Raw genomic sequence first — 11,849 nt, 5'->3', positions numbered from 1 at the left:
AGCAATGCCTCACGCCTTGTTGTCGAGTTCGGCGAACACCTCGCGCGCGATGCGGAAGCTGTCGACGCCGGCCGGGATGCCGGCATAGATCGAGACCTGCATGAAGATCTCGCGGATTTCGTCGCGGGACACGCCGTTGGTCAGCGCGCCCTTGATGTGGGCCTTCAATTCGTGCGGCCGGTTCAGGATCGAGATCATGGCGAGGTTGAGCATGCTGCGGGTCTTGCGCGGCAGTTCCTCGCGGCCCCAGACCGCGCCCCAGCAATATTCGGTGACGAGTTCCTGGAATGGCTTGTTGAAGCTGTCCGAATTCTTCAGCGCATTGTTGACATAGGCTTCGCCCAGCACCGCCTTACGGATTTCCAGCCCCTTGTCGTGCGTTTTTTGGTCCATATCGCGTTCCTCATGCGTTAATGCGATGGTTCGGCCGCGACGTTACGGGGTCGAACCGCCGCAGTCACGCCTTCGTGTTATGCGTATTTCCCGGTGTGGGTTACGCCTTGGAACGGGTGCCTCAAAGCCGCCGCCGTGCTAGGCTGATCTGCCGGCTACCCCGGAGATTTTATTGAGCGGAGCCAACATCGATCCCTCTGACCCGTCAGGCGCCGTCCGCGACAGCGATGCGGTCGCGCGGGTGAAACTGACGCAACAGAGACTCACGGAGGCTCTGCAGCGGGCAAGGTTCGCGATTGCGTGGGAACGGGCTTGGCCGCATCTGGCGCGGCTCCTGACGGTCGCGGGATTGTTCCTGGTCGCGTCCTGGGCCGGGCTGTGGCTGGTGCTGCCGTTTGTCGCACGCGTGGCCGGCGCCGGCCTGTTCGCGATCGCCGCGCTCGCGGCGCTGTCGCCGCTGGTGCGCTTCCGCTGGCCGAGCCGCGAGGAGGGCCTGAGCCGGCTCGACCGCGGCGCCGGCATCCGCCATCGGCCGGCGACCGCGCTCTCCGACACGCTCACCAACAAGGACCCGTTTGCGCTGGCGCTGTGGCAGGCGCAGCGCGAGCGTACGCTGGCCTCAATCAAGCGCATCCGCGCCGGGCTGCCGCGGCCGCGCGTCTCGCTGCATGACCCTTGGGCGCTGCGCGCGCTGGTCATCGTGATGCTGGTCGCGAGCTATGTCGCCGCCGGCGACGAGCGCGGCCTGCGGGTCGCTTCCGCGTTCGACTGGAACGGCATCATGGCGCCGGCCAATGTCCGGGTCGATGCCTGGGTGACGCCGCCCAACTACACCGGCAAGCCGCCGATTATTTTGTCGAACGCCAACAAGGACGCCAATGCGGCCGACACCACCCCGCTCGCGGTCCCGGCCGGCAGCACGCTCCTGGTGCGTTCAAGCGGCGGCAGCATCGACGTCGTCGTCGGTGGCGGCGTTACCGAGGTCGCGCCGGACGGGCAGGCGCCCAAGGGCACCAACGAGCGGCATTTCAAGATCACCGGCGACGGCACCGCGCATGTCCGTGCGCCGGCTGGCCAGCCGCAGTGGAAATTCACCGCGACGCCGGACCGCCCGCCGTCGATTGCGCTCGCCAAGGATCCGGAGCGGCAGGCGCGCGGCGCGCTGCAGATGTCCTATCGGCTCGAGGACGATTATGGCGTCAGCGAAGCGCGCGCGCAGTTCGTGGCGCGGCCGACCGATGCGTCGAAGGAGGCCGACGGCAAGAAGGATGCCGACGGCAAGTCCGCGCAGCCGCGGCCGCTGTTCGAGCCGCCGCAATTCGCGCTGGTGCTGCCGAATGCGCGCACCCGCAACGGCGTCGGCCAGACCGTGAAGGACCTCAGTGAAGATCCCTATGCCGGCGCCGACGTGACCTTGACGCTGACGGCCAAGGACGAGGCCGGCAATGAGGGCACGAGCGAGCCGTTCAACATGCGGCTGCCGGAGCGCCTGTTCACCAAGCCGCTGGCGCGCGCGCTGATCGAGCAGCGCCGTATCCTGGCGCTCGACGCCAACCAGAATGGCCAGGTGTTCGCCGCGCTGGAGGCGCTGATGATCGCGCCCGAAATGTTCATGCCGGAGACCGGCTATTACCTTGGCCTGCACACCGTGAGCCGCCAGCTCGAGGCGGCGCGCACCGACGACCAATTGCGCGAGGTGGTCGCCAGCCTGTGGGCGCTCGCCGTCACCATCGAGGACGGCAACATCTCCGACGTCGACAAGGCGCTGCGCGCGGCGCAGGACGCGCTCAAGCAGGCGCTCGAGCGCGGCGCGACCGACGAGGAGATCAAGAAGCTCACCGACAATCTGCGCGCGGCGCTGGACAATTTCCTGCGCCAGATGGTCGAGCAGTTCCGCAACAATCCGCAGCAGCTCGCGCGGCCGCTCGATCCCAATGCCAAGGTGCTGAGCCAGCAGGATCTCAAGAACATGCTCGATCGCATGGAGCGGCTGTCACGCTCCGGCGACAAGGACGCGGCGCGGCAACTGCTCGAGCAGATGCAGCAGATGCTGGAAAACCTGCAGATGGCGCAGCCCAATCAGGGCGACGACGACATGCAGCAGTCGCTCAACGAACTCGGCGACATGATCCGCAAGCAGCAGCAATTGCGCGACAAGACCTTCAAGCAGGGCCAGGATTCCCGCCGCGACCGCATGCGCGGCAAGCAGGGCGAGCAGTCGATGGGCGACCTGCAGCAGGACCAGCAGGCGCTGCGCGATCGCCTGAAGAAGCTGCAGGAAGAACTCGCCAAGCGCGGCATGGGACCGGACCAGCGCGGCCAGAAGGGCCAGGGTCAGAAGGGCGATCAGGCGCAGCTGGGCGATCAAGGCGGCGATCAGGGCGATGACGGCGACGGGCTCGACCAGGCCGATTCCGCGATGGGCGATGCCTCCGGACGGCTCGGCGAGGGCAATGCCGACGGTGCTGTGGATTCGCAGGGCCGTGCGCTGGATGCGCTGCGCAAGGGCGCCCAGAGCCTCGCCGACGCGATGCAGCAGGGCGATGGCGACCAGCCGGGAGACAGCCCCGGCAACCGCGCCGGCCGCCAGCAGAGCGGCGGCAACCAGACCGATCCGCTGGGCCGTCCGCTGCACGGCCGCGAATTCGGCGACGACTACACGGTGAAGATCCCCGGCGAGATCGACGTGCAGCGCGTTCGCCGCATCCTCGAAGAGTTGCGCCGCCGCCTCGCCGATCCGTCGCGGCCGCAGATCGAGCTCGACTACATCGAGCGGCTGCTGAAGGATTATTGAGGCCCGCGCCTCGTCCTCGACTGACGTCAGCCGCGAAAGCGGGTGACGGCATTCAAGAGACGTCTGCGCTTCAATCGAACGGCCGTGGCAACCTGGATGCCGCGCTTTCGCGGGCATGACGCGAAATCTGCACGACGGCCGTAACCGGCAGACGTCGGCTTCTGCGGGCGACGCACCTCGCGTTCCAATCGTGCGATCGGGTCCGCGGGGCGTTCGCCGGTTTCGCGCAATTTCATTAAAATTGCAGGGTTCCCGTTGGCGCGCATTTAAGTCGCTTGCGTCACTGTACTTCTGAAATTGGCAAGCGTCTCAGGAGAGCACATGAGGCACAGCCGTTTATTCATTGCATCGTCACGCCGGCCATTGGGTATTACTCGCCGGCACCAACAGAAGAAGACCAGCCCGTTTCGACACTTCGTTCGAGACCAGTCGGGCAGCTATGTCATTATTTCAGCGCTGCTGATGCCGGTCCTGGTCGGCACGGCAGGGCTCGGTACCGAAGTGGGGTGGTGGTACTACAAACATAAGAACATGCAGAGTGCCGCCGACTCCGGCGCGGTAAGCGCCGCAACGGCGGCAAGTGCAGGCGCTGACCTTTTGTCCGAAGCCAATGCGGTAACGGCAAACTACGGTTACGCGAACGGGGCGAACAACGTGACGGTGACGGTCAATCAACCGCCGAAAACCGGCAGTCATACGTCGAACCTGCAGGCGATCGAAGTCATCGTGAGCCAACCGCAACAGCGGCTGCTGTCGGCCTTGTTCGGCTCGGCCCCTGTGCCGGTCACCGCGCGCGCGGTCGCCCTGCCGAATTCCGGGACGGGCTGCGTACTTGCGCTCAACGCCAGCGCCAGTCCTGCGGTCAACGTGAGCGGCGGCAACCAGCTCAACCTGATCAAGTGCAACCTTTACAGCAACTCGGGTGCGAGCCCATCGCTCAACGTGGCCGGCAGCGCGACCGTCTCTGCGAATCAGGTCGGAGTCGTCGGCGACGTCTCCGGCGCCAGCAACATCTCCGCCACCAACGGCGTCAAGACGCACGTGCAGCCGATGGCTGACCCGTATGCGAACGTCTCTCCGCCATCGAAGCCGAGTTGCTCGAATGCCAAGATTACGGTCAATTCCAACGGCAAGACGAACTCGCTCAGTCCCGGCTGCTACTCGGGCAGCATTACCGTGAATGCCGGCGCAACGCTGAATCTCGATCCGGGCATTTATTACCTGGACGGCTCGAACCTGAGCGTCGCGGGCAACGCCACGATCACGGGCAGCGGCGTGACCCTGGTCTTCACCGGCTCGGGAAGCAAGTGGGGCACGGCTTCGATCGGCAGCAACGCGATCATCGATCTGACGGCGCCGACCTCGGGCTCCACGAAGGGCATCGTCATGTATGGCGACCGCAACATGCCGGCCGGGACCGCTTTCAATCTCACGGGTGGCGCCACCCAGAACTTCGGCGGTGCCATCTACCTGCCAAAGGTCAACCTCAGCTTCGGTGGTGGTAACGGGACCAGCACATCCTGCACCAAGATCATCGCCGATACCCTGACGTTCAGCGGCACGTCGAACCTTCAGGTCAATTGTTCGGCGCTCGGCACCGCGACGATCGGCTCGCAAACCGCGCAACTCATCGAATGAGGTTGGCCCCGATGCAAATCCAGAAATCCTCACCCACGCGCCACGGCGGGTTGCTTTGCTCTCTGACACGGCGCATGAGCGCCGCCGTTCACGACAGACGCGGCGTCGCGGCCATCGAATTCGGCATCATGATCCCGTTGCTGTCCCTGATGGTCGTCTCGGTGACCGACATCGGACTCGCGCTCTATCGCAAGATGCAGGTGGAGAATGCCGCGCAGGCGGGAGCGCAATACGCCATCGTGCGCGGCTTTGACGAGACTGGCGTTACCGGTGCCGTGACAGCCGCCACGAATTCCACGGCCATCAGCGCTTCGCCCAAGCCGTACCAGTTTTGCGGGTGCCCGACGAGTTCGGGGGTCAGCACCGTCAGTTGCGGTGCGGTCTGCCCGAGCGGCGCGCAGGCCGGAACATACGCCATGGTTTCGGCGCAAGGGACCTACTACACGCTGATCAATTATCAGATTGTCGCGGCCTCATACACCTATAGCGCCCAGTCCACTGCGAGGCTGCAGTGAAACTCACAACGCTATGGCGGGACAATCGAGGGGCCTCGGCGCTGGAATTCGCCCTGACCGCTCCCGTGTTCTTCCTGTTCATATTTGGCATCATCGAATTCGGATTGCTGTTCTGGACCCAGCTCGGGCTGCAGCACGGCACGGAAATGGCGGCGCGTTGCGCGACCGTCAACAGCACGCTCTGTCCAAGCGGCAGCGCCATCACGAATTACGCCGCGCAGCAGGCGTTCGGCCTCACGCTCCCGGCGCAGACATTCACCTATTCCACGTCAGCCTGCGGCAACGTGGTCAGCGCGAGTTATGCATTTCAATTTGCACAATTTCTCAATCTGTCCCCGGTGACGCTGACCGCCCGGGCATGCTTTCCGAGTTGAGCTCGTAACCCTAGCTGGCCTTCCGCGCCGCCAGCGCATCCGCGACCGCGGTGCGGATATCAGCCACCGAGAACGGTTTCGTCACCACGTCATGCACGATCGCCTCGAGGCCGGAGGCGCGCTCGCGCTGATGGGCGAAGCCGGTCATCAGCAGGATCTTCAACGCAGGGAAGTCGCGCGCCGCGGTCAGCGCCAGTGCGATGCCGTCCATCACGGGCATCTGGATGTCGGTGAGCAGAAGGTCGAACGCGCCTTCGTCGCGCGTCAGCACCTCCAGCGCCTCGGCGCCATCCTGCGCGGTCACGGTTTCGTGGCCGTCCATGGCGATGGCGCGCGCCACCAGCGAGCGCATCGAGTCTTCGTCGTCGGCGATCAGAACACGCGTCATGGTGATTGGTCGGTTCCCGATAGAGTTGACCGGCGGCTCACGCGCGGCCGCCGGTGAGATCACGCTTGTTGAAGAAGCGTACGTCGATATTGCGGCCTTCGGGCGGCGGCGAGGCGAGGCGCGACTTGAAGAAGGCCCGCTCGCCGGGATGGAGCACCGGCTGCTCCAGTACCGCGTTCCAGGCATAGATTTCGGCGCCCTGCGCGTCGCGGACCGAGAAGCGCAGCCGCGGCAATTCGACCGGTTTCCTGGTCTGGCCGACGATCATGCCCTCGATCACCAGCACCGGCTTGCCGTCCACGGTCTCGTTGGTGATCTTGATATCCTTGAAGGCGAGCCCGCGCAAATTCACGTCGAGTCCGGCCATCTTGTAGAACAGCGCGGTCTGCGGCAGCAGCCGCACCACGTCGTTGCGCCAGACGAACAGGGCGATGATCAGCGCGGCCATGGCGCCGCAGGTGGTCGGCAGGGCGCCGATCACGGGCATGAACGGAATTCGGGGTACGGCAGGCAAGCGAAACAGGCGGGGAAGCCGGGGCAGGCGGAAGCGGCCCCTGGTTCCGGCGTCGGCATGGGCTGCGGCATCGGCCAGCGCCGGCCATTCCGAGGCGGCGTCGCTGCCCTCGGCGGGCAAATCGGCCGAAATCGAGGGGCTCTCCACCACCGGGGTCGCGTCAGCCTCCTCCCGGCCCATAGCCTCCCATTCGGCGGCGAGATCGGAACCGGCGGACTGATAGGCCAGAGTGGGCGCGGTCGCCCCGATGGCGTCCTCCGGCCGGGCCAGCCAGATCTCCCGGCAGCGGGAACAACGGACGGTGCGTCCGGCCTCGCCCAGGGTGGCCGGATTGATGGCGTAGGATGTTGTACAATGCGGGCAAACAATATGCATGGAGGCCGAATCTCCACCGTGTGGATACCCGGATGCTACTTAGCGACCGTTAACGAATCGGAAACCATAACCGAAGCACAAGCTTTCTGTGCGGTTCGCGGGCGCTCGGCCGGGGTTCGGGCCGTCTTCGCTGTCGGTGTGGGGTATTGGGCCATCGGCCCTCTCGAACGGAGCTAGCGCATTGGTTCGGTTCGAAAATGTCGGTCTGCGCTACGGGCTCGGCCCGGAGATTTTGCGCGACCTCTCGTTCATGATCCCGGCGCACTCGTTCCAGTTCCTCACCGGGCCGTCGGGTGCGGGCAAGACCTCGCTGCTGCGGCTCCTGTTCCTGTCGTTGCGGCCGACCCGCGGGCTGGTCAATCTGTTCGGCAAGGACGTCTCGCTGCTGAGCAAGGATCAGGTCGCCGACCTGCGCAAGCGGATCGGCATCGTGCTGCAGGATTTTCGCCTGCTCGATCACATGACCACCTATGAGAATGTCGCGCTGCCGTTCCGCGTGATGGGCCGCGAGGAATCGAGCTATCGCCGAGAGGTGATCGATCTCTTGAAATGGGTCGGCCTCGGCGAGCGCATGGACGCGCTGCCGCCGATCCTGTCGGGCGGCGAGAAGCAGCGCGCCGCGATCGCGCGCGCGGTGATCTCGCGGCCGCAGCTGCTGTTGGCGGACGAGCCGACCGGCAGCGTCGACCCGACGCTCGGGCGCCGCCTGCTGCGGCTGTTCATCGAGCTCAACAAATCCGGCACCGCGGTCATCATCGCGACCCACGACATCACGCTGATGGATCAATACGAGGCGCGGCGGCTGGTGCTGCATCAGGGACGACTGCACATCTATGAATAGGAGCGGCGACGAGAAAGTGTCGTTGGTCGATCTCGGGCGCGAACGCCCGCAGGTCCCGGCCACCGCGCGCAACATGTCGCCGATCGTGCCGCGGGCGTCGATTTCGGGCCGTGCGCTGGTCGCGGTCGTCGCGATCATGACCTTCCTTGCCTCGCTGACGACCGGCACCGTGCTGCTGGTCAGCGCGTCGGCCGCCGAATGGCAGTCGGAAGTGTCGAGCGAGATCACCATCCAGGTGCGCCCCTCGCCGGGCCGCGACCTCGATCGCGACGCGCAGGCCGCGGTGGAGGCGATGCGGGCGCAGCCCGGCATTCTCGAGGTCCGTCCGTTCAGCAAGGAGGAATCCGCCAAGCTGCTGGAGCCGTGGCTCGGCAGCGGGCTCTCGATCGACGAACTGCCGGTACCGCGCGTCATCGTGGCGCGGGTGCAGCCCGGCACCACGCTCGATCTCGCCGGCTTGCGCGCGCGGGTGACGCAGGTGGCGCCGACCGCAAGCGTCGACGATCACCGCGCCTGGATCGAGCGCATGCGCTCGATGACCGGCGCCACGATGTTCGCCGGCGTCGGCATCCTCATTCTCGTGATCATCGCCACCATCATCTCGGTGTCGTTCGCGACCCGCGGCGCGATGGCTGCCAACCGCCCGATCGTCGAGGTGCTGCATTTCGTCGGCGCCGGCGACAGCTTCATCGCCAACCGCTTCCTGCGGCATTTCCTTCGGCTCGGACTCGAAGGCGGCCTGATCGGCGGCGGTGCGGCGATGCTGGCGTTCGGCTTCTCGGAGTCGATCGCCAACTGGTTCTCCGGCACGCCGGTGGGTGACCAGTTCGCGGCCCTGCTCGGCACGTTCTCGCTGCGTCCGTCGGGCTATCTGGTGCTGGCGATGCAGGCGGTGCTGATCGCGGCGATCACCGCCTGGGCATCGCGGCACACCCTGTTTGCAACGCTCGACGACATCGACTGACGGCGCCGCGAAAATTCGAAATCATGGCGCCGCCTCGTGATCGCATTTCGTCGCCCAGGTGTGATTTCGCGCGCATGCGCGCGGCCCTTGTCCCGGGAAAACCGGTTTCCACTTTTCCGGATCATGCTTTAAAATCGCCTGGGGGGAAGGATAACCGCATCACATGAGTTTGCAGTCCGACGATACGTCGCCGAATGGCTTTGCCGCGCGCCCGCGCGGCTGGCTGCGCGCCGTCATCGTCGCGCCGCTGGCGCTTGCCTTCGTCGCCGCGGCGATCGGCTTTGTCGGCTTCCTCTCGCAATTGCGCGGCGTCGAGACCGATCCGCCGCACAATGCCGACGGCATCGTGGTGCTGACCGGCGGCTCGTCGCGGGTGTCGGATGCGATGGAGCTACTCGCCGCCGGCTACGGCAAGCGCCTGCTGATCTCGGGCGTGCATCCGACCAACGATGCCAGCGACATTTCCCGCACGGTTCCGGACAGCCAGGGGCTGATGAGATGCTGCGTCGATCTCGACCGCTCGGCGGTGAACACCCGCAGCAACGCGGCGGAGACCCGGCGCTGGGTGCGCGAGCGCGGCTTCAAGTCGCTGATCGTGGTGACCTCGAACTACCACATGCCGCGGGCGATCGTGGAACTGTCACATGCGATGCCCGACGTCACGCTGATCCCGTTCGCCGTGGTCGGCGACAAATGGCGCGACGAGCCGTGGTGGACGAGTGGCGCGACGTTCCGTCTCTTGCTATCGGAATACGCCAAATATGTCGCCGCGGAGATGCGGGTGCGGCTGGCCGATCTCGGCCTCGACCTGACCTCCGATCTCGCCGAGCCGGCTGCCGCGCCACGCCGCCCGGCGACGGCGCAGGCGAATTGATGTATCAGGCACCGTCATTCCGGGGCGATGCGCAGCATCGAACCCCAATTCGCAATTGCGAATTGTGGAATCTCGAGATTCCGGGTCTGGTGCTGACGCACCATCCCGGAATGACCGTGTAAAGGATAGTGTTGAGAGAATGACTTCAATCTTCCTACGCTCGCTGATCTTCAACGTGCTGTTCTATCTCGTGCTGGTGGCGCTCTGCATCATCGCGCTGCCGGCGCTGCTGCTGCCGCGGGGAGCGTTGATGGCGCTCGAAGTCGCGTGGGCCAACACCAGCCTGTTCCTGATGCGCGTGATCTGCAACATCAGGATCGAGTTTCGCGGGGTCGAGAAGATTCCGAGCGGGCCGCTGATCGTCGCCTCGAAGCACCAGTCGTTCTGGGAGACGTTCGCGCTGGTGCGCTTCTTCGAGCATCCGCTGTTCATCCTGAAGCGCGAGCTGATGATGATCCCGGTGTTCGGCTGGTACCTCAAGAAGGTCGGCATGATCTCGGTCGAGCGCGGGGGCGGCCCGCGCTCGCTGATCAAGACGCTGAAGCGCGCGGCCGCCGATGTGAAGCTCGGCCGCCAGCTTGTGATCTTCCCCGAGGGCACCCGCACCGCGCCCGGTGCGGCGCCGAACTACAAGGCCGGCGTCGCGCAGATCTATGCCGAGAGCGGCGTGCCGTGCCTGCCGATCGCGCTCAATTCCGGGCTGTTCTGGCCGCGCCGCACCTTCATGCGTTATCCCGGCACGCTGGTGGTCGAATTCCTCGATCCGCTGCCGCCGGGATTGCCGCGCGACGAGTTCATGACCCGCCTGCGCGAGGCGATCGAAACCGCCACCACCCGCATCGTCGAGGCCGGCCGCGCCGAGCAGGCGAAATTGTTCGGCGGTGTGCCGAACGCGGCGAAAGGGTAGGCCGCGATGCGGTGAGTTAACGTATCGCGAATGGCGTTGCCACTACTGACCGGCCGCCGCGTCGGTGTTGAAGGTCTCGCCTTGCGGCACCCAGCTCTTGCCGTCGAACGTCGCGATCTGCATCTGGGTGAACGGCGCGTAGCGGTCCGGCCGTGTCGAGATGGCGATGCCGGGCAGCAGCAGCGGCGCGACGACCTTGTTGAGGTTGGTCGCCTGCTTCAGCAGGTTCTCGCGCGTCAGATCGTCGCCGCACATGTCGATGACCTTCACCGTCATATAGGCCGAGATGTAGCCGGTGACGTTGCTGCCGTCGGCGATGTCGCCTTGCGGGTACCACTTTGCCAGGAACTCCTTGAACTCCTTCACGTCGGCTGCGTTCTCCCAGCTCGGATCGGTCGGCGTCTTGAACGCGAGCGCGGTCAGCAATCCCTTCGAGGCCTCGATACCGGCCGGCTCCATGACGCCCTTGATCGATGAAGAGACGCTGACCACGTAATTCAGCGGTTTCCATCCGAGCTCGTAGACCTTGCGGATCGCCTGCGCGCCGAACTTGGGCGTCGCCATCGTGAACAGCGTGTCGGCGCCGGATGCTTTCAGGGAAACGATTTGCGAGTCGACGGTGGGATCGGAGACTTCGTAGGTCACTTCCTTGACGATCATCGTCTTCGCCTTATCGCCGAGGCCATCCTTCAGCCCCTTGACGTAATCCTTTCCGGCATCGTCGTTCTGGGAGAACACGCCGAGCTTCGCGTCGGGCTTGTTCTTCAACAGGTATTTGGCGAAGATCATGCCCTCCATCTGGTAGGGCGGATAGAGCTGGGTGGTCCACGGGAAGTTCTTCGGGTCGTCCCATTTTGCCGCGCCGGTCGAAATGAAGATCTCCGGAACCTTCTTCTGGTTCAGATACTTCTGGATCGCTGAATTGGTCGGCGTGCCGATGGTGCCGATGATTGCCAGCACCTCGTCCTGTTCCACGAGGCGTCGCGTTTGCTCCACGGTCTTCGGCGGCGAATAGGCGTCGTCCAGTGAAATCAGCTTGATCTTTCGGCCGTTGACGCCGCCCTTCGCGTTGATCATCGCGTAGTAGGCCTCCTCCATGCGCCCCTGGGTGCCATAAGCGGACGCGGGCCGCTGTAGGGCATGGTCTGGCCGATCTTCACCTCGGTATCGGTGACGCCGGGGCCGTATTTCTTGTTGGCGAGGGCAGGCTGGGCGGCGGCGAGCATGAGCGCGCAGAACACTGCGCGCAAGTAACGAAACGTCATGGCGAAT

The 11,849-nt window shown here is 65.2% G+C and carries 11 protein-coding genes and 1 pseudogene; 8 read left to right on the top strand and 4 right to left on the bottom strand.

Annotated elements, in window-relative coordinates; all coding sequences use genetic code 11:
* Positions 1 to 9 precede the first annotated feature (9 nt).
* Positions 10 to 393: a carboxymuconolactone decarboxylase family protein gene (locus E2I15_RS27860; protein WP_018268955.1), complete on the bottom strand. Its 384-nt coding sequence runs from the start codon at positions 391 to 393 to the stop codon at positions 10 to 12.
* Positions 394 to 565: 172 nt separating this feature from the next.
* Here E2I15_RS27860 and E2I15_RS27855 point away from each other — a divergent pair, with 172 nt between their 5' ends.
* The 4 genes from E2I15_RS27855 (at position 566) to E2I15_RS27840 (ending at position 5,714) form a co-directional block, all read left to right on the top strand.
* A complete protein-coding gene (locus tag E2I15_RS27855; protein ID WP_137478889.1) occupies positions 566 to 3,187 on the top strand; it encodes a TIGR02302 family protein in 2,622 nt (873 codons plus the stop codon).
* A 321-nt stretch (positions 3,188 to 3,508) separates the two neighbouring features.
* Positions 3,509 to 4,825: a TadE/TadG family type IV pilus assembly protein gene (locus tag E2I15_RS27850; protein ID WP_246668060.1), complete on the top strand. Its 1,317-nt coding sequence runs from the start codon at positions 3,509 to 3,511 to the stop codon at positions 4,823 to 4,825.
* Between the two features lie 74 nt (positions 4,826 to 4,899).
* Positions 4,900 to 5,340: a TadE/TadG family type IV pilus assembly protein gene (locus E2I15_RS27845; RefSeq protein WP_137478890.1), complete on the top strand. Its 441-nt coding sequence runs from the start codon at positions 4,900 to 4,902 to the stop codon at positions 5,338 to 5,340.
* On the top strand, positions 5,337 to 5,714 hold the full coding sequence (locus E2I15_RS27840; protein ID WP_244980929.1) for a TadE/TadG family type IV pilus assembly protein: 378 nt from the start codon (positions 5,337 to 5,339) through the stop codon (positions 5,712 to 5,714). The genes E2I15_RS27845 and E2I15_RS27840 overlap by 4 nt, the downstream gene beginning before the upstream one ends.
* 10 nt (positions 5,715 to 5,724) lie before the next feature.
* Here E2I15_RS27840 and E2I15_RS27835 read toward each other — a convergent pair whose 3' ends face one another.
* Positions 5,725 to 6,102, bottom strand: a complete 378-nt coding sequence (locus E2I15_RS27835) for a response regulator (protein ID WP_028340383.1) — start codon at positions 6,100 to 6,102, stop codon at positions 5,725 to 5,727.
* Between the two features lie 37 nt (positions 6,103 to 6,139).
* Positions 6,140 to 6,991, bottom strand: coding sequence for an MJ0042-type zinc finger domain-containing protein (locus E2I15_RS27830; RefSeq protein WP_137478891.1), 852 nt, complete (start codon positions 6,989 to 6,991; stop codon positions 6,140 to 6,142).
* Between the two features lie 181 nt (positions 6,992 to 7,172).
* On the opposite strand from E2I15_RS27830, the gene ftsE reads away from it, so the two are divergent.
* The 4 genes from ftsE (at position 7,173) to E2I15_RS27810 (ending at position 10,577) form a co-directional block, all read left to right on the top strand.
* Positions 7,173 to 7,832: a cell division ATP-binding protein FtsE gene (gene ftsE, locus E2I15_RS27825; protein WP_016845305.1), complete on the top strand. Its 660-nt coding sequence runs from the start codon at positions 7,173 to 7,175 to the stop codon at positions 7,830 to 7,832.
* Entirely contained in the window at positions 7,825 to 8,796 is a 972-nt protein-coding gene (locus E2I15_RS27820; protein ID WP_137478892.1) for a cell division protein FtsX, read from the top strand. Before ftsE ends, E2I15_RS27820 begins: the two co-directional genes overlap by 8 nt.
* A gap of 163 nt (positions 8,797 to 8,959) precedes the next feature.
* Entirely contained in the window at positions 8,960 to 9,670 is a 711-nt protein-coding gene (locus tag E2I15_RS27815; protein ID WP_137478893.1) for a YdcF family protein, read from the top strand.
* 139 nt (positions 9,671 to 9,809) lie between these two features.
* Positions 9,810 to 10,577 carry a lysophospholipid acyltransferase family protein gene (locus E2I15_RS27810; protein ID WP_137478894.1) on the top strand — a complete coding sequence of 256 codons (768 nt, stop codon included), beginning with the start codon at positions 9,810 to 9,812 and terminating at the stop codon, positions 10,575 to 10,577.
* Between the two features lie 42 nt (positions 10,578 to 10,619).
* Here the strand turns inward: E2I15_RS27810 and E2I15_RS27805 are convergent.
* Positions 10,620 to 11,842, bottom strand: a pseudogene (locus E2I15_RS27805) (ABC transporter substrate-binding protein).
* Positions 11,843 to 11,849: the final 7 nt, after the last annotated feature.

It is taken from the genome of Bradyrhizobium sp. BR2003 (genome assembly GCF_009720285.1).
GTDB lineage: Bacteria > Pseudomonadota > Alphaproteobacteria > Rhizobiales > Xanthobacteraceae > Bradyrhizobium > Bradyrhizobium elkanii.
Note: the sequence above shows the minus strand (reverse complement) of the source record. Positions and strands in the feature narration are given on the sequence as shown.